Genomic DNA, 23178 nt, shown 5'->3' with positions numbered 1-23178 from the left:
TTGCTATGATTTCTACCAATTTATATTCGTCTCGACCTCTTTTATGTTCTATTCATCATCCATTTTTAGTACAGCTAGGAAAGCGTCTTGAGGAATTTCAACACTACCAACGGCTTTCATTTTAGCCTTACCTGCTTTTTGTTTTTCAAGTAACTTACGTTTACGGCTAATATCCCCACCATAACATTTAGATAATACATTTTTACCCATTGATTTGATGTTTGTTCTTGCAACAATTTTTTGACCAATAGCTGCTTGTACAGGTACTTCAAATTGTTGACGTGGTATAAGCGTTTTTAATTTTTCAACTAAAGCTTTACCACGTTCGTATGCAAAGTTTTTATGGACAATAAAGCTTAAAGCATCAACTTTATCTCCATTAAGTAGGATGTCCATTTTCACTAAGTTACTTTCTTTATTTTCAATAAATTCATAATCAAATGAAGCGTAACCTTTAGTGTTGGATTTAAGTTGATCAAAGAAATCAAAAACAACTTCAGAAAGTGGTATCTCGTATACGATATTAACTCTAATATCATCTAAATAATCCATATTAATAAATTGTCCACGTTTACGTTGGCATAACTCCATAACTGCTCCAACGTAATCATTTGGAACCATCATTGTAGCTTTCACATATGGTTCATAAATTGAGTCAATCTTATCTCTTTCTGGCATTTGAGCCGGATTATCTACTGTGACCTCTGATCCATCTTTCATAATACATTGATAAATTACTGATGGCGCGGTAGCAATCAATTCAATACCAAATTCTCTTTCGATTCTTTCTTGAATGATTTCCATGTGAAGCATTCCTAAGAAACCTGTTCTAAAACCAAAACCAAGAGCCTGAGAAGATTCTGGTTCAAATTCTAATGAAGCGTCATTTAATTGTAATTTTTCAAGCGCTTCTCTTAAATCATTATAGTCTTTATTTTCAATTGGGAACAAACCACAATATACCATTGGGTTCATTTTTTTATAACCTTTTAATGGTGCTTCAGCTGGTCTATTATCATGAGTAATAGTATCACCCACACGTGAGTCATCAACATTTTTGATGCTTGCAATAATATACCCTACATCACCTACTGTTAGTTCTTCGATAGGTAGTTGTTTAGGAGTATTAATGCCTACTTCACTAACTTCAAATTCTTTACCAGTAGCCATCATTTTAATTTTGTCACCAGCTTTAACAACACCTTCCATCACACGTATTGATGAAATAACACCTCTATAAGGGTCGTATTCTGAATCAAAAATTAATGCTTTCAATGGTTCACTAGGGTCACCTTCAGGTGGTGGCACAACTTCTACAATTTTCTCTAAAATATCTTCAATACCAATATTTGACTTTGCACTTGCCAGTACTACATCGTCTTGATCTAAACCAATTACATCTTCTAATTCTTGTTTTACTCTTTCAGGTTCAGCTGCAGGTAAATCAATTTTGTTTACCACAGGTAATAATTCTAGATCATTATCAAGTGCTAAGTATACGTTTGCTAATGTTTGTGCTTCAATACCTTGTGCTGCATCCACTACTAATATTGCACCCTCACATGCTGCTAAAGATCGTGAAACCTCGTATGAAAAGTCTACATGCCCTGGTGTATCAATTAAATGAAATGTATAAGTTTGACCATCATTTGCTTCATATTTTAATCGCACAGCATTTAATTTAATTGTGATGCCTCGTTCTCTTTCAAGATCCATTGAATCTAATAATTGATCTTGCATTTCTCTTGTTTCTACAGATTTAGTGTTTTCTAAAATTCTATCTGCTAATGTTGATTTACCATGATCAATATGAGCAATAATAGAAAAATTTCGTATATATTCTCTTCTGTTATAGCGTTCTTGCATATCCATAGCCTATCATTCTCGCTTTCATAAAATTAGCCCGTATATGTATACATCTTTGATATAATAACGTTTTTAATGCTTAATTGCAAACGTAATTGTGCTATTAAAAATTTAAGCATAAACTTAAAAATGCATTACTTACATTACATTTTCATTTGGATTACATACTAATTATAAAGTGTTAAAGAGTGCATTCCAACAGTAATTATGATTTAATTCAGATTTTAATTACACTATACTTAATTAATGATTGCACAAATATGTATGTTTTGATAAAATATTTCTTGTTGTAATCAAAATAAAATTTGATATGCTTAAGATCACTTTTAGGAGGTGACAGTAATGCCAAATATTAAATCTGCTATTAAACGTGTTAGAACAACTGAAAACGCTGAAGCTCGTAATATTTCACAAAAAAACGCTATGCGTACTGCTGTGAAAAATGCTAAAACAGCAATCAACAATAATGCTGATAACAAAGCTGAATTAGTTAACTTCGCTATCAAATCAGTTGATAAAGCTTCACAAAGTAACTTAATTCATTCAAATAAAGCTGATCGCATTAAATCACAATTAATGTCTTCAAGTAAATAATTTGTTAAAAAGCGCGGAACAATGTTCCGTGCTTTTTTTATTGTTAGACAAATTCCCATATAATATTAATTATGTGTTTATCACTGATTTAATTTAAATATTTGAATCTGATTAATATTTAAAGTGATAAAATAAATAATTCAAGAATTAAATGTTTGTCCATATATGAAGATTTTAGTTTATAATCTGTTTCGGCACAGTTATTAATAATATTTAGTAGTTGACCTAACTCGTAATGACGTACTTGATTTAATGCTAGTTTAACTCTATAAGGGTGAACATTTATGGTCTTAGCAATTTGCTGGATACTATAGCCCTTTTGAGCAAGAATTTTACATTGATAATATAATCTATAATTACTTGTAATAAGCGCCAGTAATTTTATAGGTTCTTCTTTCATAATTATTAAATCTTTTACTAATTGTATAGCCTTATCTTTCTGGTTCTTTTGAATGAATTCTGTTAAAAGAAAAACATTTTGCTCTAAACTTCTATTTATTATTAAACTAACATCATTTTTAGTAATAGTGGTTCTATCACCTAGGAATAAAGAAATTTTGTCTAATTCTTGAGAAACGATATTAAAGTTAACACCAGTTAATTCTATAAACAGATTTAATGCATCTTGTTTTATATCTTTGTAATTCTCGTGTAACTGATTTTGTATCCATGATTTAATTTCTTGTTCTGACATTTGTTCTACTTTTGAAAGTTTACTAGTTTTCTTTAATGTTTTAGTTAATTTCTTTCTCTCATCTAATTTATTGCTATATATTTCAAAAATGACTAAGTTTTCACCATCGTACTTTTCTAAGAATTCAATAACTTGTTCATTATTTGGTGTAATATCTTTGTTAACTTTTTCACCAGTAAACATGAATGCATTTTTAACAACTATGACTTTCTTCTCAGATATAAAAGGCATAGTTAAAGCTTCTTCAATAACTGTAGACATATCAGTTTCATAAAGATTATATTTAATATAGTTAAAATCATCTTTATCTTCATTTAAAAATGAATTTGTCAGTTCATTACTTTTCTTTTCAACTAATTCAGGCACTTCACCATATATTGCCGTAATGTTATTTGCCATAATTGTGAACTCCCTTTCAAATATCAAACATTTCTAATTATACCACGTCTGTTTAAAGCCGCTCTAGCTAAATAACTAATTTTTAAATTTTATATCTAAAGCATGGTCTAAGTCTATCGTTATTTCTCCAACATCTTGTGTGTTTAAGATTGAACTATTTGTAGATCTTAGCGTTTGTAACGTTTCTTGATTAGGTAAGTGATATTTATTGTTTTTACCACTTGAAATGATACTTATTGTTGGCTTTGTTAAGTTAATAAATGATTCAGAACTGCTAGTCTTACTTCCATGATGACCAACTTTCAGTATATCAATTTTTGGTAATTGATATAATTTCATTAATTTTGATTCATTATTTTTTGTTGCATCTCCCATTAAAAGCATTTTGTATCTTTGATATTGAATAAGTAAAATGATGCTATGTTCATTTTTATCATTACTGTTGGGAATATCTCCATGTAAAAATGAAATTTTAGAATTATTTAGTTGAATAAATTGTATCGTTGTAGCATCTACTAATTCAATATTATTAATCTTACATAAACGTTTTATTTTTATTAATTCTATTTCAGAATAGCTATATAAGTTAATATATAACTTTTTGATTCTAATGTGTTGGGCGATATATGGTAATTCACCAATGTGATCGGCATGCGGATGAGTAATAATTAGATGATCAATTTTTGTAATTCTTTTTTTCTTTAATGTTGGTATAATATGATACTTAGCAATATTATGATTATCAATATTACCTATTTTAACCTCTTTACCACCGGTATCAACCATGATAGTTTCTTGTTTCCTTGTTTGAAAGATAAGACTATCCCCTTGACCAACATCAAAGAAGGTTATCGTGCTAACATTTGGTCGAACGTTAAAAACACATAAAACTATAAACACGATAATTAATAAAAACAGAATTTTCAATTTTTTATAACAGAAAGAGATATAAATGAGTACTATCAATAATACGAAAATAGAAAATTCTACTGTAGATTTAGGTGCTATAAAAATTTGATAATATTTAAAAGTTAAAAATAAATCCAAAAGTTTGTTATGAACTATATATGTTTTGTCAAAAACTAAATTTATCAATGTCATATCACTTACAAAATGATAAGCAAAGAATAAAAATATGGCTAATGGAAAAATGATAAAACTATAAAATGGATCAAAAATGAGATTGGATAGTAACCCTATCCATTGAATTTGGTTAAAATGATAGATTGAAATTATAGTTGAAGAGAGTTGTGCGATAAATGTAAGTACGAAAATATTTTTAAAGAAAGTTAATTTTTTTATAAGAGGAAATGAAATAATAATAAAAAATGAGATTATAAATGAAAATTGGAAACCAATGTCATATAGATAATCAGGCTTGAAAATAATCATAACTAAAAATATGAGACCTAGTATATCAATAGAAGCTATTTTTGTTTTATTTGAAATAAGTATGACAGTAGTTGTTGCTAAAATTGCTCTTAGTGCACTTGGTGCAAATCCAGTATAATATGCAAATATTGATAAAAATAAGATGATTAAACCGTTAATAATTACTTTAGGAATGTTTAATCTTACAAGTGTTTGATAAATGAGAAATGAAATTGTTGCAATATGTGATCCGCTAACGGCTAATAAATGGTAGATACCGATATCTTTTACTTTATCAATGAAATCAGTATTGATTCCATTTACATCTCCAGTTACTAAAGCGATAACATATTCAGGATGAGATAAACTTGAATTGTTTAATTTTTTAATAATAAAGTCTCTTTGTTTTTCAATTATATTTTTACTTTTAGTAATATGACATGAATTTAAGTCTATATTACTTATAGAGACATAAGGAGTATGATTTAAAACACTAATTACCTTGCCTTTAATAACACAAGATTTATTTTCTAGATCCTTTTCTTTTAGATTATTAGAATAAAGGTAATACACAAAAGGTTGATGCCTAAGTTCAAATATACCTTTTAGTTGTCTATCTTGTTTCTCTATCTTGGAACCAAATTGAACTTCGGTAGATATATTAGAATTTGACTTAAGAAATTCATCTTTATTTAAATTATATTCATTGTGAAAGTGTTCTAAAGTTAAGCCGGAAAATAAACAAATAATCAAAATGAAAATATGTAGTAACTTTAATCTCTTTTGTAGCGAGATAATAATTAACAATAGATTAATAAGAAAGGAAACCCATTTTATATGTATCCATAAAATACCTGATAGAAAAGATAATGCATAAAATATCATATATTTAGTTAGTCAAATATCGAGCTACATTTTGTGCTGAAAATGGTATTTTTTTATAATCAATACCCGCTTGATCTAAAAGTTCTAGTGCGTATTTATGATTGTGATAGTCTTCAGCATAGTATATTTGTTTAATACCAGCCTGAATAATAGATTTTGTGCAATTAAGGCATGGGAAATGAGTAACGTATATAGTAGCTCCATCAGTCGATACACCTTGTTTAGCACATTGTAATAAAGCATTCATTTCGGCGTGAATGGTTCTAATACAGTGGCCATCTTCAATTAAACATCCTTCATCAATACAATGAACTTCTCCAGCTACTGACCCATTATAACCTCCAGCAATAATTCTATTGTCTTTGACGATTGTTGCCCCTACTGACAATCTTTGACAAGTTGAGCGCAAAGCTAATAGATGACTTTGTGCCATAAAGTATTCATCCCATTTCAATCTTTCCATTTTCTTCACTCCAATACGTAATTGTTATAAATATTATAAAGTATCCTTAATTAGAAGCCAATAATCAATATTAAGTTGTTATATATTCCTTAATTCTTTCAAAAGTTTTATCACCAATACCTTTAATATTTTTCAAATCTTCTATTGAATTAAACGTATTATTTTTTTGTCTGTAATCAATAATTTCTCTTACTTTAGTAGGACCAACACCCGGGATTTTTAATAATTCTGCTTCGCTTGCAGTATTTATATTCACCTTATTAGTTGATGATGAATTTAAAGATTTACTATGGCCACTTTTATTATTATCGTCATTTTGGGTTATGCGATTTTTATTTTCATTAGTAGAGGGAATATATATCATTTTTTGATCTGTTAACTTTTCAGATAAATTGACCTGACTTAAATCCGCATTAGTAAGTAATTTAGCTTTATCTAACACATCTTTTATTCGATCTGAACTTTTCATTTTATAAACATTTGGGTGTTCTACTGCACCTTTAATATCTACAAAAACTATTTCGTCTCCATTTTGAATTGTATTTGATTCTATCTTCTTATTATTTTTATCATCATTTTTCAACACATCATGATTTTTTCCTTTTTGATTAGAGTTTACATGAGATGTAACAATAGGTTTAGTATCATTTGTGTCTTCATCTGATTTCGAATAAATTAGAAATAAAGCTATAGATATAATCACTAATAAAGTGATACTTAATTGAAATTTCCATTGCTTAATAACATATAATAATTCTTTTTTATCTTTAAACAAAAAACTCATCTCCTTATATGTATAAACGTTTAAGGAGATGAGTTTACTTTATTTATTTAGAAGCTACGAAGAACAAGCGCTCACCATGATCATCGTGATTATTTCGGTTAAAGTCAATAAATGTTTCGATGTTTTTAAAACCTATTTGATTTAACATGTTTATATAAGTTTCTTTTTCAAAGGTTCTTTGATAGTGAGATTCATTAAATCGTTGATAAGTACCATTATTGTCCTCTATAAAGAAACTCATTTCGTGATAAACACTAAAAGGTTCATCACCTTCAATGGCTTCCCATGCTAAAAAGGTTGACTCATTTTCATCAATATAACATTGATTATGAAACAACGTACTCATCTTATAAATAGTGTGAACATCAAATATAAAAACGCCATTTTCTGATAAATGATTGAAAACATTTATAAATGTTTTATTTACATCTTCTATATCAGGTAAATAATTCAGTGAATCACAAAATATTGTTATTACATCAAATTCATTATTAAATGAAAAATCGGTCATATCTCCCTCTAACCATGATACTTGATTAGATTTGTTTGCAGCAATGGCTAGCATATCAGTACTTAAATCCATTCCTGTAACCGAACCAATAGTACTAAGTTGAGCAGTTAAACTGCCTGTCCCACAACCAAGGTCAAGAATATTAGGCTTATGATTGAAATTTTGAGAATAATGTTGTACTATCTCAAACCATTTATCATAAGGTTGGTCTTGTGTAAGTTGATCATATACTTGACTCATTTCAACATATTGGGACATTTAATAAGCAACCTGACCATATGATTCTATTGGTGCATCTTGATATAGCTTCTCAATATTATAATAATTGCGTTCGTCTTTATGGAAGACATGAATAACTACATCTGCCAAATCAATTAAAACCCATCTGGCACTTTGATACCCTTCCATACGTTTAACATCAATAGCTTGTTCATGTGCAGCTTCTTTAACTGCTCTAGCAATTGATTGAACTTGACGTTCATTATTACCGTGACAAACCACAAAATAATCGGTCATATCACTGATGCCTTTCATATTTAGAGAAACAATATCTTCTGCTTTTTTGTTTTCTGTCGCATCGACAGCAATATTTAATAATTCTTCTGAATTCATTTAATCATCCTTTATTCTTTGATCACTATAATTATAATAGTTTAAACATGAAATCGTTGTGCCATAAACTGTAATATCCTTACTGATTAAGAAAAGTACCGTTCGCTTAGAAATTTCATAAATCGTTTTATCTAAGCTACCTTGATTGTATGCCATATCTCTTATTTCTTCAACTCCTGGGGTTTTTCTCCCTGGCTCAATATAATCAGCAATGAATACAAGTTTTTCAGTTTTAGTCATTTCTTTACGTCCAGTTGTATGATTCTTAATTGCTAGTAAGACTTCTTCATCTTCGACTCCAAATTCCGAGCGCATTATAGCGGCGCAGACAGGTCCGTGTAAGATTTCCCCACCATAACTTAATAATTCACTATCTAAATCATGCTGTCTAACAATTTGATACATAGTACTTAAATCATCGTATTTGCAATAATCATGTAATACACCAGCTAAGTTAGCTTTATCTTTATCACCATCATAAATTTCTGCTAATTTTACAGCAGTTTCAGCTACTCTTAACGAATGTTTGAATCGTTTTTCAGGTAGTTTATCTTTAATAAGTTCAATAGCTTTATCAATTTTCATAAAATCCTTCCTCTCTTATATAGTCGTGAATACTAGGAGGAACCAAGATATTTATTGGTTGTTTATTTTTTATACGATTTCGAATTAATGAAGAGCTAATATCCATTCTCGGTATTTGAATTGCCATCATTGAATCTTCTATTTCTTGATAGTTAACATCTCTGTTAACAACTACAAACGTGATTAGTTTTTTTAATTTATCAATTTCATACCATTTATCTAGTTGCTTATACTGATCAGTTCCGATAATGAAATAAATCTTAGCATTTTTTTCATTTTTTGCGAAATCTTTTATCGTATCATAAGTAAAGCTTTGGCCTCTCCTGTTAAGTTCGATGTCACAAATTTCACCAAAACCTAATTCATTAATTGCTAAATTTATCATTTTGATACGATATTTAGCATCTAAATATTCATCGTGAGTTTTTAAAGGTGCCATAAAACTTGGTAGGAAATAAAATTTATCTGGTTGAAGTTGATGATAAACTTCATTAGCAACTAACATGTGTGCAGTGTGTATTGGATTGAATTGACCCCCATAGAGAACTATTGTTTTTTTATTCATAACTTATGGTAATGTAATTTCTTTATTATCAACTGATTCTCTATATATTACGATCATAGATCCAATCACCTGTACAATTTCACTTTTAGTTGCATTGCTTAACGCTACCGCTAATTCATTTTTATCATCAAAATTATTTTGTAACACGTGTATTTTAATTAATTCTCTATTTTCAAGTGTATCATCGATTTGAGCAATCATATTTTCATTAATACCTGATTTACCAATTTGAAAAATAGGATCTAAATTGTGAGCTAAACTTCTTAAATATCTTTTTTGTTTTCCTGTTAACATATTAAACTCCTTGTAATTTACTTAATACTGTATTTTTCATTTCTTTTAAGTTTGGTTGTTTTCCCGTCCATATTTTAAAACTTTCAGCGCCCTGATTTATAAACATATCTAAACCATTATGAATCACGTTACCTTTAAGTTCAGCTTCCTTTAATAACTTAGTATTATATGGAATATAAATAATATCACTGACTAGTGTGCTAGATGATAGATTGTCTAATTTTATAACAGTGTCGTCGTTATTATCTAGTCCTGCTGATGTTGTGTTGATGATAATATCAAATTCATCTAAATATTTTTCAGCTTGGTCTAATGAAATAGCATTAATATTCATATCCCATGATTCAAATCTACTCATCGTTCTGTTTGCGATTGTTAATTTAGGTTGAACAATCTTATTAAGTTCATTAGCAATTCCTTTACTTGCGCCACCAGCACCTAGAATAAGAATATAAGCATTAGCTAAATCAGGATATATTTGTTTGAGACCTGAAACATAGCCAATTCCATCTGTGTTATAACCAATCCATTTATTATCAACAATTTTTACAGTATTAACAGCTCCTACTGCTTTTGATTGATCATCAATTTCATCAAGATACTGAATAATACTCTCTTTATGAGGAATTGTTACATTAAATCCAACAATATGCTTATCTTCTATAATATTACGTATATTATGGAAGTCTTCTTTACGTACATGCAAAGCTTCATAAGAATCTTGCATATCTAATGATTTAAAGTTTGCATTATGCATTATTGGAGATAAAGAGTGAGAAATTGGATCGCCTATCACTGCATAATTCATAAATAATCCACCTTACATTATTGAATTTCTTAAGATTACATCAACATTTTTTGGTACACGTACAATAACTTTTGCACCTGATTCAATTGTTATAAACCCTAGACCGGAAATCATTATGTCTTTCTTCTCTTTTCCAGTCTCTAGTCTAACAGCTTTAGTATCACTCATATCAAATTGTTCTGGATTATTTGGTGGTGTTAAAACATTTCCAATTTGATTTCGCCATAAATCATTAGCTTTTTCTGTTTTGGTACGGTGAATATTTAAATCATTTGAAAAATAACAAACTAGCGGTCTTTTTCCACCTGAGACATAATCTATTCTAGATAACCCACCAAAGAATAACGTTTGTCCTTCATTAAGTTGGAAAACTCTTTGCTTAATTTCATTTTTAGGTACGATTGTTTTTAGCTCTTTTTCAGAAACATAGTGAGTCATTTGATGAGATTGAATAATACCAGGAGTATCATACATAAACGTTTTTTCATCTAAAGGTATGTCAATTAAGTCTAATGTAGTACCAGGAAATCTTGATGTAGTAACTACATCTTTCTCTCCTACACTTTGTTCAATTAATTTATTTATAAGTGTAGATTTACCTACGTTCGTTGTGCCGACTATATAAACATCTTGTTTATTTCGATTTTGGTCAATTGATGCTAGAAGATCATCGATTCCCCAACCTTTTTGAGCAGATATTAGTATAACATCGTCAGCATCTAAGCCATATTTTCTAGCAGTTTTCTTAAGCCATTCTTTTACTCGTCGTTTATTAATCTGTTTTGGTAGAAGATCTAGTTTATTAGCTGCTAAAATAATCTTCTTGTTCCCAACTATTCGTTTTAAAGCATTAATAAATGATCCTTCAAAGTCAAATATGTCAACTACATTAACAATAATGCCATTTCGGTCAGACAGTTCATTTAATAAATTTAAAAAACCTTCACTATCCATTCCAACATCTTGAATTTCATTGTAATTTTTTAGTCTAAAACAACGTTGGCAAATAACATCTTCTCTAAAAAGGTTATGTTCAGGGACATACCCAGGTGCACTTTTATCTTCGGACTGAAGTGGCGCACCACAACCAATACATTTTAATGTGTCATCCAATCAATTTTCCTCCCATGTAATATAGCCTTTATTTTTAAAGTAATTTAATAAGCGACGTTCAATAATACGGTTGAACTTTGTAATAAAACCATCTGTACGTTTAACAGGAACCACCATAATTGTATATAAACCATTTCGATTGCCTCCAAATACATCAGTTAACATTTGGTCTCCAATGACAATCGTTTCTTCAGGTTTAATATTCATATGTTTAATAGCTTTTTTAAATGCTTTGCCCATAGGTTTTCTTGCTTTGAAAATAAAATCCACATCTAGATCTTTAGAAAAACTAGACACTCTATCTTCATTGTTGTTAGATACAATTGTAATTGTGATACCTAACTCATATGCTCTTTTAAACCATTGTTGTATCTCTATAGTTGGAGATTTAACATCCCAACCCACTAAGGTATTATCTAAATCTGTGATAATACCTTTAAAACCAGCCTCAGCTAACTTTTCAATGTCGATTTGAAATACAGACTTAACGTAGTCGTTTGGCATAAAATATTTTTTTATTAGTCCCATTTATTTATCACCTTTATTATTATTTATAAAACTTTGATTAATGCTTCAACAATTGAACTTGAAGATTTTGCGGCTTCGCCAAGAAACTCTTCAAAAGATATGTCTGCTTTACCATTAGCTAAATCTGAGACTGCACGTGTAACTATAAAAGGAACATTAAATTGATAGCAAGTTTGTGCAATTGCAGTTGCCTCCATTTCAACAGCCATAGCCTCAGGAAACTGTCGTTTAATTGTTAATCGCTGCTCTACACTACCAATAAAGCTATCACCACTAACAATTTGGCCAATTTTAGCATTATAATTTTTTTTATTAATTACTGTTTCTACCGATTTAAGTAGTTCTTGATCTGACTTAAATTCTAATGGCATTTGAGGTATTTGACCCAGTTTATAGCCAAATGCTGTTGCATCAACATCATGATAAACAACATCATTACTAATTAACATATCTCCAACAGATAAACTCTCATCTAATGCACCAGCAGATCCAGTGTTGATGATTAGGTTTGGATTAAATTTTTCAATTAATAACGTAGTTGAAATAGCAGCATTTACTTTGCCAATACCACTCTGAGTTAACACTACTTCTTTTGAATTTAATTTCCCTCTATAAAACTTTACATGTGCAACAGAAATTTCATTCATATCTGTTAATTTGTCTTTTAGTATAGCTACTTCTTCTTCCATAGCTCCTATAATTCCAATCATATTAACACCTCAGTCTTTATCTTAGCAATTGCTATTTTATCATATATTTTTATTCATCACGACAATGTTATTTACTCTTTAATTAAAAAAATAAATTCTTCTAATATAAAAGCTTTTGAGGTCGTGAAATTAATGCAGTAAATTAATATAAATTTGTAAAAAAAAGACCATTTCTATTAAACTTTAATAGAAATGGTCTTTAAGAATTATATAAGAGCTTTATGAGAGTGTCTCAATAATGAAATTTTAGCCTTTCCAAAGCGTAGCCAAATCTTGTAGTGAGAAAATACCAGTTACAATTGTTACAATCACTGCTACTATACCGAAAATAAGCATCCATGTAGGGTGTTTGTAATCTCCGACTATAGATTTTTTACGACTTGCAATTAAAATAGCTCCAAGTGTAATAGGTAAAATCCAACCATTTATTGCACCAGCAATAATAAGTAAACTAATAGGTTTACCAATAAATAAGAAAATTAAAGTTGAAACAACAATAAAGATAATTACAATAAGATTATTTTTAGTCAATAATGATTTATGTAATGTTTTCAAGAATGTAGCACTTGTATATGCTGATCCTATAACAGATGACATAGCAGCAGCAAAAATAACTACACCGAAAATATTTTTACCAATAGGTCCTATTGCATGTTCAAATACAGATGCAGGTGGGTTATCAGCGCTTAATGTTACTCCAGTAACCACAACTCCTAATACTGCAAGGAATAATAACGTTCTCATAATACCAGTTGTTAATATACCAGCAATAGCAGAACGGTTTACAAATGGTAAGAATTCTTTCCCTTTCATTCCAGAATCTAAAAGTCTGTGTGCACCAGCAAATGTAATATATCCACCCACTGTTCCTCCGACTAGTGTAATAATTGGTAAAATTAATTTAACCGGATTTTCAGGAGCAAATGTGTGAACTAAAGCATCTCCATATGGTGGATTTGAAACAACCATAACATATGCAACTACTAGTATCATAACAACACCTAAAATCATCGATACAACATCCATGATTTTTTGTCCACTTTTACTTACAAAGATTAATATTGAGAAGATAGCTGTAATTGCAGCACCCCATTTAATATCTAATCCAAACATAGCATTTAACCCTAGGCCAGCACCGGCAATATTACCAATATTAAATGCCAGTCCTCCAAATGCAATTAGTATGGAAATTAAAGTACCAAGACCTGGCATAACTTTATTAGATACTTCTTGTCCACGAAGTCCAGTTACTACAAGCACACGCCAAATATTAATTTGTGCTCCAATATCAATTATAATGGAAATTAATATTGCGAATGCGAAACTAGCGTAAAATTCTGCAGTGAATACAGCGGTTTGAGTTAGAAAAGCTGGTCCAATGGCTGAAGTTGCCATTAAGAATACAGAACCGTATAGTAATCGTCTGTGATTTTTTGTGAATTTAAATTCCTTTTCATTTGGATTAATTTCTTGATTTGGATTTTGGTTTAAGTTTTCTCCCATAATAGCTCCCCCTTATAAGGATTGAATATCAATGCCTTCTTTCGTTAATTTTTCTCTAATTTGTGATACAAATTCTAGTGCATGAGCCCCATCTCCATGCACACAAATCGTATCAGCTTTTAAATCAATTTCTTTTCCGTTTTTACTAACAACTTTATTTTCAATTACCATTTTTAAAACTTGATCTAAGGCTTCTTGAGTATTAGTGATTACAGCATCTGCCTCTTTACGACTAACGAGTTGACCATTGTCTTCATATCGTCTGTCAGCAAACACTTCAGATGCAGTACGTAATCCTAATGATTCAGCTTCAGTTATTAATAATGTATTTGATAACCCTACTAAGATTAGTGAAGAATCAAAATCATATACAGCTTGAGCAATTGCATGTGCAATGTTTTTATCTTTAGCACCCATATTGTAAAGTGCACCGTGAGGTTTAACATGATTAATTCGTGTTTGATGTACCTTACAAAATCCATCTAACGCACCAAGTTGATAAACAACTAAATTATAGATTTCTTTTGGTGTAATATCCATATTGCGACGACCAAATCCTTTTAAATCTGGTAATCCAGGATGAGCTCCAATACCTACTCCATTATCTTTGGCAAGTTTAATTGTGTCATACATGACATTTTCATCGCCAGCATGGAAGCCACAAGCAATATTAGCTGATGTAATTAATGGAATGATTTGATTATCTCCACCGAATGAGTAATTTCCAAACGCTTCACCTAAGTCACAATTTAAGTCTATGCGCATTATAACTCCACTCCTTCGATTATTTGATGTTTTTCAAGGAATTTAATATCTACTTCACTTGCGTCATCATCTGCATAAAGTGGGTAACTTAAAACTGCATATAAAAAGTCTGCAGTTGTTGTAAATCCTTCTATAACCATTTCATCAAGTGCTACTTTTAATTTGCTTATAGCTGTTTTACGATCATTATCTTTTACTATAATTTTAGCAACTAGCGAATCATAATACGGTGATACTTGATACCCAGGATACAACAGAGAATCGACACGTATGTTGAAACCTTGAGGTAAATGTAACTTTTTAACTTTACCAGGGGTAGGTTGAAATTTCTTTTCTGGATTTTCAGCATTGATACGCGCTTCAATTACATGTCCATTAAACACAATATCATCTTGAGAAAATGGTAATTTATCATGTTGCATTAAGTATAATTGGGCTTGTAATAAATCTCTATCAGCGCGCATCTCTGTAACAGTATGTTCTACTTGAATACGTGCGTTCATTTCAATAAAGTAGTGAGCATCCTTAGTTACTAAAAATTCAATTGTACCTGCACTTCGATAATTTGATGCTTTTGCGACTGCAACTGCATCTGCGCATATCTGTTGGCGTCTCTCTTCAGTTAAAGCGGCACAAGGAGATTCTTCTATTAATTTTTGGTTTTTACGTTGAACCGAACAATCTCTTTCGCCTAAATGTACATAATTACCTTTACCATCACCAATAATTTGTACTTCCACGTGTTTCGCCACAGGTATAAATGCTTCAACATAAACTCTGTCATCGTTAAAGTATTTTTGTCCTTCGCTTTTCGCTTCTTTAAGGGATTTTTCAAGTTGTTCTGGCTCTTTTACTATACGGATGCCTTTTCCGCCACCACCACTTGCTGCTTTTAAAACAACAGGATAGCCAATTTCTTCAGCTAGTTCCTTTATTTCATCAACTGAATTAACTGCACCTTTAGATCCTGGAATTACAGGAACACCTGCATCATCTACAGTTTGTCGAGCAGTTATTTTATCACCCATGAGTTCCATTGTATTCTTACTTGGCCCAATGAATTGAATATTATTTTCTTCTACTTTTTCAGCAAAGGTTGTACTTTCAGATAAAAAACCATATCCTGGATGGATTGCATTAGCACCTGTAATTTCTGCTGCTCCAATAATTCGCTCAATATTTAAATAACTATCTAAAGGATTTGCTTCACCAATACAAACTGATTGATCAGCTAAACTAACATGTAAACTTTGCTCATCTCCTTTAGCATATATCGCAACGGTCTCGATTCCCATTTCACGGCAGGCTCTAATAATACGGACCGCAATTTCTCCTCTATTTGCTACTAAACAACGATACATTTAGCTGTCCCCCTTATTTAACTTTTACTAGTACTTGATCATATTCAACGTTTGTACCATGATCTGCTACTATTTCAACAACTTCTCCATCTACATCGCTAGTTATTTCATTCATAACTTTCATCGCTTCTACATAACCAATAATGTCACCAACTTTAATTTTATCTCCAACTTTAATTTGTGGATCAGTTAACTCTTTACTATATTGTAAGAAGAAAGTACCCACCATTGGAGAAGAGATTTCTTTAGAAGTTTCTTCACTTGTATTCGTTTGAACTTGTTGTGGATTTTCATCATTTACAGTGTTTGTACTTACTAAGTTTTGGTTTGAAGACACATTAGATGATTGATAACCCTCAGTGAAATCTAATTCTAATTCGCTTTTATTATCCTTAAATTTAAAGCGTTTAACACCATTTGATTTAACTAAGTTAATAACTTCTTCTATTTTTTTTATATTCATCTATTATTTCTCCTCTTCAATTAATTTTGCTAATTTTTTTGATGTTGCTCGCATTGAATGCATATTAAATATTGGAGCCTTTGTCACTGATTCTAATTTCTCTTCAAATTGTTGATTAAAGTTTTTTAACATAGCATTCGCTTCATCCACAGATATCCATTTAAACTGTATCACATCACCTGGCTTAAATTGAGCTAGTTTTTTAAGGTCTAATTGACTAACTGTAGCAATTTTTGTATAACCACCAACTGTTTGTTTATCATTCAAAAGTATTATCGGATTGCCATCATTTGGAACTTGGATACTACCCAACCCTACAGGTTCTGATATGATATCAGCTCCATTATCTGGTGGAATGTTGTCACCGATAAGTCTATACCCCATTCGGTCTGATTGGTCAGATATTTTATATTCCGATTCAACTAAGGTCTTTCTTTTTTCACGTGAGAAAGCATTTACTTGAGGACCTTCTATAATATGAATAATATTGTCTTGTTCTATTGCATCATAGTCGCTTGATTTTCCAAGATTAACCTTAAAGTTGCTATTTTGCACAACCTTAATATGATCGTCTTTTTTCAAAGCTCTACCGTCAAAACCACCTATTTTACTTCTTGTATGTGTAGAGTAACTACCAGCAACCATCTCAATATCAAGGGGATGACCAAAGAAAATATAACCACGTGCACCCTTTATTGCTGGACCAAATTCAAGTACATCGCCTTTATTTGCTAATAAGACATTATTATTGGAAATATTAATATTATTTAATTTAGCATTAAATTGACCACCTGTTATTACAAAGGTGTTAGCTTGAGTAAAAGTCAATGTTGGTCCAATGATAGTAAATTCTAGGCTAGGACCGCTATTTCCGATTAGTTTACGTCCTAAGTTATAACTAAATTGATCCATTGCACCAGACCCGGAGAAACCTAAATGTTGATATCCAAAACGTCCTTTATCTTGAACGGTAGTGAAAAGACCTGGTTTCAAAATTTTAATGCCCACTACGTGTCACCCACTTTTCTTTATTAAAACTTCCGTCATTGATTTCACTTTCAATTTGATTATACGTATTCTCATCTATCGAGTAGAATTTAATATAATCACCAGCTTCATACAATGTCATTGGTTCAGAATATTGATCAAAGACTTTTAAAGGTGTTCTTCCAATAATTTGCCATCCTCCAGGTGAATCAGAAGGATATAGACCTGTTTGATTGTTAGCTATTCCAACTGAACCAGCATTAATTTTAACTCTTGGTTCAGATCTTCTAGGTGTATGAATACGTTCATCTAACCCACCTAAGAATGGGAAACCAGGCATAAAACCTAGCATATATACAAGGTATTCATTAGTTGTATGGATTTGAACAACTTCTTCTATAGATAAGTTGTTATAACTAGCTACCTCTTCTAAATCAGGTCCCATTTCTAAGTTATATAGTACAGGAATATGTATAACATTCTTTTCAGAGTTTGTATTCTCTTTTGAAACTTTGAGCTTATCTAATTCTAATTTTTCAATCAATTGTTTGTAATCGATTGAATTATTATTAAAATTAATCATAATAGCTCGATATGTTGGGATAACATCTTTAATATCTGGAATATTTTTGGACAGAATATGTTGTGTAGTTAAATCAACCTCTTGATAATTAACTTCACTTATTTCTTCTTTGAAATAAAGCAATAGCGATTGCTCATTTATAACTTTAACTTTCAATCCATTGCCTCCCCTTTAATTTTATTAATAGTATATTTGCGCCTTAAAAAATGATTCAATATTTTAAATAATCATATTTTACTGATATGTATAAAAAAATTATAACATTATAATATCTTAGTTGTTTAATAAGTATTTCAAATTATGAATAATAAAAAAAGCGAGACGAAATGTAATCGCTTACTTTATAGTGTAATTCGCAAATGATTCAATTGTATTTACATTGTTATTTAAGCATATAAAACTAATTTTGTCATGAAAAAGTTCAGATTTTCAAATTAATTTGATAAAATATATATGAATTTTTGTAACATAAAATATAATTTTATCTTAAAATTATCATATTCTAGCTGTTAACTTTTTTAATATCACTTAATTAAAATTAATACAATAACATTATTGGGTTATTAAAAAAGCTATGAAGAAATCGTTGATACTTGATTTCTTCATAGCCAATATAAATATGCATTTTATTAATGTAAATAGTAAGATATTTAAAGAGTTTGTAAAACTTTATTCAGAAAAAATCTATCTATTTAATATTTACAATTTTAACATTAATTTCTCCACCATTTGGTAGAGGCACACGAACTTCATCTTTTAAACTTTTACCGATTAAAGCTTTAGCCATTGGTGATTCATTTGAAATTTTACCGTTGAATGCATCTGACTCTGCAGAGCCCACGATTTGATAGCTTTCTTCTTCATCTCCAGGTAACTCAATGAAAGTAACAGTTTTACCAATTTGTACAACGTTGTTATCACCAGTATCCTCAATGATTAGAGCATATCTAAGCATATGTTCAATACGTTGAATATCTTGTTCGATAAAACCTTGCTCATCTTTAGCAGCATCATATTCTGAGTTCTCAGATAGGTCACCAAATGAACGTGCTACTTTGATTTTTTCAACAACTTCTGGACGTTTAACTGTTTTTAATTCTTCTAATTCTTTTTCTAATTGTTCATAACCCTCTTGAGTCATTGGATATTGTTTTTGATTTTCCATTATGTCATCTTCCTTTTTCAATTAATATGGTTTAGTTATTAAATATATAGTTTTTTGATACATATTGTAACTTACTTATTGTTTACTAACCAATGTTTGAATTTTAGTAGTCATTATATCAATTGCAACCTTGTTACTTCCACCTTCTGGAATGATAATATCTGCATATTTCTTAGTAGGCTCAATAAATTGATTATGCATTGGTTTGACAACATTTAAATATTGGTTAATTACTGATTCCATTGATCGACCACGTTCTTTAGTATCACGAACTAGCCGTCTAAGAATTCTTAAATCTGCATCAGTATCAACGTATATTTTAACATCCATCATATCACGTAGTGTTTTATTTTCTAAAGCAAATATACCTTCTACGATAATAACATCTTTAGGTTCAAATGCAATGGTTTCTTCACTACGCGTATGATTAGAATAATCATATGTAGGAACTTCGACTGCTTGACCATTTCGTAAATCTTTTAAATTTTCTATTAGCAAATCATTGTCAAATGCAAAGGGATGGTCATAATTTGTTTCTAATCGCTCTGCAAATGTTAAATGTGATTGATCTTTATAATAATAGTCTTGAGCAAGTAATGCGACACTATGGCCTTCTAAATTCTTCATGATTTCGTTTGTAACTGTTGTTTTACCAGATCCTGAACCACCGGCAATACCAATAATTGTTGTGTTTGCCATTATCTAATTTCCTTTCTCATCATGTTCTTAGGATAAATTGGATGATCTACTTTGATTTGTACAATTTGAAGTGGGTGACGAGCAGCATCTAGACTATTGCCCTCCTCATCATATATGGCATCAATAACTTGTCTAAAACTTTGTATTTCAGGTCCAAAGAATTCAATTTCATGACCTGGTTTAAAGTGATTTCTTTGTTGTATTGTAGCAATTTGAGTAGTTTCATCATAATCTATTACTAATCCACAAAAATCGTAAGGTGATTTTTTATTTTGTTGAACACCAAACATTTGCTCTTCATATCCTGGTGTACCTTCAAAAAATGCTGGTGCAGTATCTCTATTAGCACATTTATCTAATTCTATTAACCATTCAGGATTAATTTTAAAATTCTCAGGATCTTCAGCATAAGCATCAATAACTTTTCTATAAACTGATACAACTGTAGCAATATAATGAATAGATTTCATGCGCCCTTCTATTTTTAAAGAGTCGATACCGATTTCCATCATTTGAGGTATTGATTCAATTAATTTTAAATCCTTAGGACTCATAGCAAATGGTACGACGTCTCCATCTTGATAATAAAGATCAAGTTCACCATCATTATCTACTTCTAATAAATCGTAATCCCAACGACAACTTTGACAACAACCACCTCTGTTAGAATCTCTAGCTGTCATATGATTACTAAGTGTACAGCGACCTGAATATGCAATACACATGGCACCATGTATAAATGCTTCAATTTCAATGTCTACATTTTCTTTCATTTCTTTCATTTCCATCGCACCAGTTTCACGTGCTAATACCACTCGATCTAAACCTTCTTCTTTCCAGTATTGAACCGCTTTAGTATTAGACAATGACTGTTGTGTCGATAAGTGTATTTCTAATTTAGGAGCAACTTGCTTACAAGTTTCAATAATTAAAGGATCTGCAACAATGATTCCGGTAGCACCCGTTTTTTCTAATTCAATTAAATAGTTTTCGAGACCTTTAATATTCTCATCATGAGCGATAATATTAGTAGTTACGTAAATTTTTGCATTATATTGATTTGCGAATTCAACGCCTTCTTTAATTTCAGCCATAGTAAAATTATCAGCATTAGAACGCAAACCATATTCTTGACCACCTAAAAATACTGCATCTGCACCATAATGTACTGCAATCTTTAATTTTTCTAAATTACCAGCAGGCGCTAATAATTCGGGCTTTTTAATTTTACTTTTCTCTTGTGTTTGAATTTCAGTCAATGTTTTCATTTTTTAGCGCCTCCTTTTTAATATACTGTTTGTTTATATAAAAATCCTTCATCAAATGGACGATGTTCTGGTTGAATTGCTTCAATTGGATCTACTAACATGAATTTTTCATCTTCATATGCTTCAGGATCTTCATTATATAAATCTATAGCTTCTCTGTATTGAGCTGTAACAGTGTTTATATATTCTTCACTTTGCAGAATTCCATCTATTTTAAATGAATCAATTCCAGCTTCAAATAGTGGCTCGAGTTCTTCAATTAAGCAGATATCATTTGGAGACATTATATGTGTACCATTAAAATCTTCAAATACAGGATATTTATTATCACGTTCTTCGTCATATAAGAGCAATTCTTTATCATCATTTTCACGTTTAATCTTCATTTGTCTATCTTGGAAAGTATAATAGTTCCCAAGCAACATGCGTTTAGATTGGAACATACAAGTCATCCCATGTACTTGAACTTCAATTTCAACATTTGCATTCTCTTTTATATTTATTATTTCATCTAAGTTTAATTCTCGCGCTAGAAGTGCTCGTTTGGCACCTCTTTTTCCCCAATAGTTACATTGGAAATAGTTAGTTACTATAGTTTCAGCATCCCAATTTAGTGGTATCGGATTATGTTGGTTTTTGACATACATGACGACAGCAGGGTCACCAAATATAATTCGGTCTACTCTAACTTCATGTAAGAAATTAATATAGTCTTCCAATGCATTTAAATGATAATTGTGGAAAATCCCATTTACAGCAACATATACTTTTCTATCATGCTCATGCGCTAATTTGACTGCTTGTTTAATATCCTCACGATTAAACTCTCCTGGTAATCTTAACCCAAATTTTTGTTCACCAATGACAAATGCATCTGCACCAATATCTATTAGTGTTTCTAAATGACTTAATGATTTAGGAGTAACGAGTAATTCCGTCATAATTATTCTCCTTTAATTGATATAGCTAACCCATCATCCATATTTATAAAGTTAGTACTGTAATTTTCTAGACTAATTAGCCAATCATTAAATTTTTGAACTTTTTTAACCATTTGCTTAACATTTCTTGAACGTACGATATCTATATTCGACACAAAGCCGTGATATAGAACATTATCTGTAATGACTAGTCCACCATTTCTTAATAGTGGTGTGTAATATTCAAAGAATTTCTTTGATTGAGCTTTTGCTGCATCAATAAAAATAATATCATACTGTTTATCACTGACTTCATTATATTGCTCTAAAGCATTTCCCTCTATAAGTCTTATTTGTGATGAGTAGCCATAAGTTTCAAAATTTGATTTAGCTTGTGTAATCATTTTCTCATCACGCTCTATAGTCGTAATATGTATATCATTTGATACGGATGCAAATTGCATTGAACTATATCCTATTGCAGTGCCAATTTCTAGAATGTTTTTCGCACGATGTATCCGAATTAATTGTTTAATCATCTCTAGGGATAATCTATCGACAATTGGTACAGAATTTTGCTCCGCATATTCTCTTAACGTTTCAATTTTATTATCTGTTTTACGATGTATATCCAATAAATACTGCTGGTTAGCTTCCATTTATTTACTTCCTTTTTAAAGAC

At 30.4% G+C, this 23178-nt stretch carries 25 protein-coding genes and 2 pseudogenes; 1 reads left to right on the top strand and 26 read right to left on the bottom strand.

What is annotated here, in order from left to right:
* Positions 1 to 48: 48 nt before the first annotated feature.
* The gene (lepA, locus tag SBL15_RS04755; protein WP_107612089.1) at positions 49 to 1872 is read right to left on the bottom strand and encodes a translation elongation factor 4; all 1824 of its coding nucleotides are present in this window, start codon (positions 1870 to 1872) and stop codon (positions 49 to 51) included.
* A 336-nt stretch (positions 1873 to 2208) separates the two neighbouring features.
* Between lepA and rpsT the strand changes: the two genes are divergently transcribed.
* Entirely contained in the window at positions 2209 to 2460 is a 252-nt protein-coding gene (rpsT, locus tag SBL15_RS04750; protein WP_011275628.1) for a 30S ribosomal protein S20, read from the top strand.
* A 118-nt stretch (positions 2461 to 2578) separates the two neighbouring features.
* On the opposite strand, the gene holA is transcribed toward rpsT, so the two are convergent.
* The 25 genes and pseudogenes from holA to SBL15_RS04630 form a co-directional block, all read right to left on the bottom strand.
* On the bottom strand, positions 2579 to 3553 hold the full coding sequence (gene holA, locus SBL15_RS04745; protein WP_107612090.1) for a DNA polymerase III subunit delta: 975 nt from the start codon (positions 3551 to 3553) through the stop codon (positions 2579 to 2581).
* Positions 3554 to 3628: 75 nt separating this feature from the next.
* The gene (locus SBL15_RS04740) at positions 3629 to 5809 is read right to left on the bottom strand and encodes a DNA internalization-related competence protein ComEC/Rec2 (RefSeq protein ID WP_317955313.1); all 2181 of its coding nucleotides are present in this window, start codon (positions 5807 to 5809) and stop codon (positions 3629 to 3631) included.
* Positions 5810 to 5813: 4 nt separating this feature from the next.
* A complete protein-coding gene (locus SBL15_RS04735; protein WP_011275624.1) occupies positions 5814 to 6272 on the bottom strand; it encodes a ComE operon protein 2 in 459 nt (152 codons plus the stop codon).
* A 70-nt stretch (positions 6273 to 6342) separates the two neighbouring features.
* Complete coding sequence (locus tag SBL15_RS04730; RefSeq protein ID WP_259342000.1) at positions 6343 to 7056, bottom strand: helix-hairpin-helix domain-containing protein; 714 nt, start codon at positions 7054 to 7056, stop codon at positions 6343 to 6345.
* A gap of 43 nt (positions 7057 to 7099) precedes the next feature.
* The gene (locus SBL15_RS04725; RefSeq protein WP_107612553.1) at positions 7100 to 7825 is read right to left on the bottom strand and encodes a class I SAM-dependent DNA methyltransferase; all 726 of its coding nucleotides are present in this window, start codon (positions 7823 to 7825) and stop codon (positions 7100 to 7102) included.
* A complete protein-coding gene (gene rsfS / locus SBL15_RS04720) occupies positions 7826 to 8179 on the bottom strand; it encodes a ribosome silencing factor (protein ID WP_033080146.1) in 354 nt (117 codons plus the stop codon). It abuts the gene before it with no gap.
* The gene (gene yqeK, locus SBL15_RS04715; protein ID WP_037536655.1) at positions 8180 to 8764 is read right to left on the bottom strand and encodes a bis(5'-nucleosyl)-tetraphosphatase (symmetrical) YqeK; all 585 of its coding nucleotides are present in this window, start codon (positions 8762 to 8764) and stop codon (positions 8180 to 8182) included.
* Positions 8754 to 9329: a nicotinate (nicotinamide) nucleotide adenylyltransferase gene (gene nadD / locus SBL15_RS04710; RefSeq protein WP_317955309.1), complete on the bottom strand. Its 576-nt coding sequence runs from the start codon at positions 9327 to 9329 to the stop codon at positions 8754 to 8756. Before nadD ends, yqeK begins: the two co-directional genes overlap by 11 nt.
* 3 nt (positions 9330 to 9332) lie before the next feature.
* A complete protein-coding gene (yhbY, locus tag SBL15_RS04705; protein ID WP_037536659.1) occupies positions 9333 to 9623 on the bottom strand; it encodes a ribosome assembly RNA-binding protein YhbY in 291 nt (96 codons plus the stop codon).
* A 1-nt stretch (position 9624) separates the two neighbouring features.
* Positions 9625 to 10431 carry a shikimate dehydrogenase gene (gene aroE / locus SBL15_RS04700; RefSeq protein WP_107612557.1) on the bottom strand — a complete coding sequence of 269 codons (807 nt, stop codon included), beginning with the start codon at positions 10429 to 10431 and terminating at the stop codon, positions 9625 to 9627.
* Between the two features lie 12 nt (positions 10432 to 10443).
* Positions 10444 to 11544, bottom strand: a complete 1101-nt coding sequence (gene yqeH / locus SBL15_RS04695) for a ribosome biogenesis GTPase YqeH (protein ID WP_317955307.1) — start codon at positions 11542 to 11544, stop codon at positions 10444 to 10446.
* Positions 11545 to 12072, bottom strand: coding sequence for a YqeG family HAD IIIA-type phosphatase (locus SBL15_RS04690; protein WP_107612559.1), 528 nt, complete (start codon positions 12070 to 12072; stop codon positions 11545 to 11547). It abuts the gene before it with no gap.
* 23 nt (positions 12073 to 12095) lie between these two features.
* Entirely contained in the window at positions 12096 to 12782 is a 687-nt protein-coding gene (locus SBL15_RS04685; RefSeq protein ID WP_107612561.1) for a 5'-methylthioadenosine/adenosylhomocysteine nucleosidase, read from the bottom strand.
* A 246-nt stretch (positions 12783 to 13028) separates the two neighbouring features.
* The gene (locus SBL15_RS04680) at positions 13029 to 14285 is read right to left on the bottom strand and encodes an NRAMP family divalent metal transporter (RefSeq protein ID WP_317955305.1); all 1257 of its coding nucleotides are present in this window, start codon (positions 14283 to 14285) and stop codon (positions 13029 to 13031) included.
* 12 nt (positions 14286 to 14297) lie between these two features.
* On the bottom strand, positions 14298 to 15050 hold the full coding sequence (pxpA, locus tag SBL15_RS04675) for a 5-oxoprolinase subunit PxpA (protein ID WP_107612564.1): 753 nt from the start codon (positions 15048 to 15050) through the stop codon (positions 14298 to 14300).
* Positions 15050 to 16411 (bottom strand): acetyl-CoA carboxylase biotin carboxylase subunit, encoded by a 1362-nt coding sequence (locus tag SBL15_RS04670; protein ID WP_317955303.1) that lies wholly within the window; start codon positions 16409 to 16411, stop codon positions 15050 to 15052. Before SBL15_RS04670 ends, pxpA begins: the two co-directional genes overlap by 1 nt.
* Before the next feature lie 13 nt (positions 16412 to 16424).
* A pseudogene (locus SBL15_RS12990) lies at positions 16425 to 16655 on the bottom strand (acetyl-CoA carboxylase biotin carboxyl carrier protein); the annotation flags it as partial.
* Between the two features lie 107 nt (positions 16656 to 16762).
* A pseudogene (locus tag SBL15_RS12985) lies at positions 16763 to 16874 on the bottom strand (acetyl-CoA carboxylase biotin carboxyl carrier protein subunit); the annotation flags it as partial.
* A gap of 3 nt (positions 16875 to 16877) precedes the next feature.
* Positions 16878 to 17882 carry a biotin-dependent carboxyltransferase family protein gene (locus SBL15_RS04660; RefSeq protein WP_037536677.1) on the bottom strand — a complete coding sequence of 335 codons (1005 nt, stop codon included), beginning with the start codon at positions 17880 to 17882 and terminating at the stop codon, positions 16878 to 16880.
* Positions 17872 to 18600, bottom strand: a complete 729-nt coding sequence (pxpB, locus tag SBL15_RS04655; RefSeq protein ID WP_317955301.1) for a 5-oxoprolinase subunit PxpB — start codon at positions 18598 to 18600, stop codon at positions 17872 to 17874. The genes SBL15_RS04660 and pxpB overlap by 11 nt, the downstream gene beginning before the upstream one ends.
* Before the next feature lie 532 nt (positions 18601 to 19132).
* A complete protein-coding gene (gene greA / locus SBL15_RS04650) occupies positions 19133 to 19609 on the bottom strand; it encodes a transcription elongation factor GreA (RefSeq protein ID WP_037536682.1) in 477 nt (158 codons plus the stop codon).
* A 75-nt stretch (positions 19610 to 19684) separates the two neighbouring features.
* Positions 19685 to 20308 carry a uridine kinase gene (gene udk, locus SBL15_RS04645; RefSeq protein WP_107613863.1) on the bottom strand — a complete coding sequence of 208 codons (624 nt, stop codon included), beginning with the start codon at positions 20306 to 20308 and terminating at the stop codon, positions 19685 to 19687.
* Entirely contained in the window at positions 20308 to 21576 is a 1269-nt protein-coding gene (locus SBL15_RS04640) for a U32 family peptidase (protein WP_317955299.1), read from the bottom strand. The genes udk and SBL15_RS04640 overlap by 1 nt, the downstream gene beginning before the upstream one ends.
* 17 nt (positions 21577 to 21593) lie before the next feature.
* Positions 21594 to 22517 carry a peptidase U32 family protein gene (locus tag SBL15_RS04635; RefSeq protein WP_053016692.1) on the bottom strand — a complete coding sequence of 308 codons (924 nt, stop codon included), beginning with the start codon at positions 22515 to 22517 and terminating at the stop codon, positions 21594 to 21596.
* 2 nt (positions 22518 to 22519) lie between these two features.
* Entirely contained in the window at positions 22520 to 23155 is a 636-nt protein-coding gene (locus tag SBL15_RS04630) for an O-methyltransferase (RefSeq protein WP_107612317.1), read from the bottom strand.
* Positions 23156 to 23178: the final 23 nt, after the last annotated feature.

The organism is Staphylococcus sp. NWU MKU2 (assembly GCF_033283605.1).
Classification (GTDB): domain Bacteria; phylum Bacillota; class Bacilli; order Staphylococcales; family Staphylococcaceae; genus Staphylococcus; species Staphylococcus haemolyticus.
Note: the sequence above shows the minus strand (reverse complement) of the source record. Positions and strands in the feature narration are given on the sequence as shown.

What these genes read in the sequence shown, in the direction of transcription:
- SBL15_RS04740 (WP_317955313.1), bottom strand. Translation starts at nt 5,809, where the DNA reads ATGATATTTTATGCATTATCTTTTCTATCAGGTATTTTATGGATACAT.
- SBL15_RS04630 (WP_107612317.1), bottom strand. Translation starts at nt 23,155, where the DNA reads ATGGAAGCTAACCAGCAGTATTTATTGGATATACATCGTAAAACAGAT.
- yhbY (WP_037536659.1), bottom strand. Translation starts at nt 9,623, where the DNA reads ATGTTAACAGGAAAACAAAAAAGATATTTAAGAAGTTTAGCTCACAAT.
- rsfS (WP_033080146.1), bottom strand. Translation starts at nt 8,179, where the DNA reads ATGAATTCAGAAGAATTATTAAATATTGCTGTCGATGCGACAGAAAAC.
- yqeK (WP_037536655.1), bottom strand. Translation starts at nt 8,764, where the DNA reads ATGAAAATTGATAAAGCTATTGAACTTATTAAAGATAAACTACCTGAA.
- SBL15_RS04635 (WP_053016692.1), bottom strand. Translation starts at nt 22,517, where the DNA reads ATGACGGAATTACTCGTTACTCCTAAATCATTAAGTCATTTAGAAACA.
- SBL15_RS04685 (WP_107612561.1), bottom strand. Translation starts at nt 12,782, where the DNA reads ATGATTGGAATTATAGGAGCTATGGAAGAAGAAGTAGCTATACTAAAA.
- aroE (WP_107612557.1), bottom strand. Translation starts at nt 10,431, where the DNA reads ATGAATTATGCAGTGATAGGCGATCCAATTTCTCACTCTTTATCTCCA.
- nadD (WP_317955309.1), bottom strand. Translation starts at nt 9,329, where the DNA reads ATGAATAAAAAAACAATAGTTCTCTATGGGGGTCAATTCAATCCAATA.
- greA (WP_037536682.1), bottom strand. Translation starts at nt 19,609, where the DNA reads ATGGAAAATCAAAAACAATATCCAATGACTCAAGAGGGTTATGAACAA.
- udk (WP_107613863.1), bottom strand. Translation starts at nt 20,308, where the DNA reads ATGGCAAACACAACAATTATTGGTATTGCCGGTGGTTCAGGATCTGGT.
- SBL15_RS04730 (WP_259342000.1), bottom strand. Translation starts at nt 7,056, where the DNA reads ATGAGTTTTTTGTTTAAAGATAAAAAAGAATTATTATATGTTATTAAG.
- holA (WP_107612090.1), bottom strand. Translation starts at nt 3,553, where the DNA reads ATGGCAAATAACATTACGGCAATATATGGTGAAGTGCCTGAATTAGTT.
- SBL15_RS04680 (WP_317955305.1), bottom strand. Translation starts at nt 14,285, where the DNA reads ATGGGAGAAAACTTAAACCAAAATCCAAATCAAGAAATTAATCCAAAT.
- SBL15_RS04640 (WP_317955299.1), bottom strand. Translation starts at nt 21,576, where the DNA reads ATGAAAACATTGACTGAAATTCAAACACAAGAGAAAAGTAAAATTAAA.
- lepA (WP_107612089.1), bottom strand. Translation starts at nt 1,872, where the DNA reads ATGGATATGCAAGAACGCTATAACAGAAGAGAATATATACGAAATTTT.
- pxpA (WP_107612564.1), bottom strand. Translation starts at nt 15,050, where the DNA reads ATGCGCATAGACTTAAATTGTGACTTAGGTGAAGCGTTTGGAAATTAC.
- rpsT (WP_011275628.1), top strand. Translation starts at nt 2,209, where the DNA reads ATGCCAAATATTAAATCTGCTATTAAACGTGTTAGAACAACTGAAAAC.
- SBL15_RS04735 (WP_011275624.1), bottom strand. Translation starts at nt 6,272, where the DNA reads ATGGAAAGATTGAAATGGGATGAATACTTTATGGCACAAAGTCATCTA.
- SBL15_RS04670 (WP_317955303.1), bottom strand. Translation starts at nt 16,411, where the DNA reads ATGTATCGTTGTTTAGTAGCAAATAGAGGAGAAATTGCGGTCCGTATT.
- SBL15_RS04725 (WP_107612553.1), bottom strand. Translation starts at nt 7,825, where the DNA reads ATGTCCCAATATGTTGAAATGAGTCAAGTATATGATCAACTTACACAA.
- SBL15_RS04690 (WP_107612559.1), bottom strand. Translation starts at nt 12,072, where the DNA reads ATGGGACTAATAAAAAAATATTTTATGCCAAACGACTACGTTAAGTCT.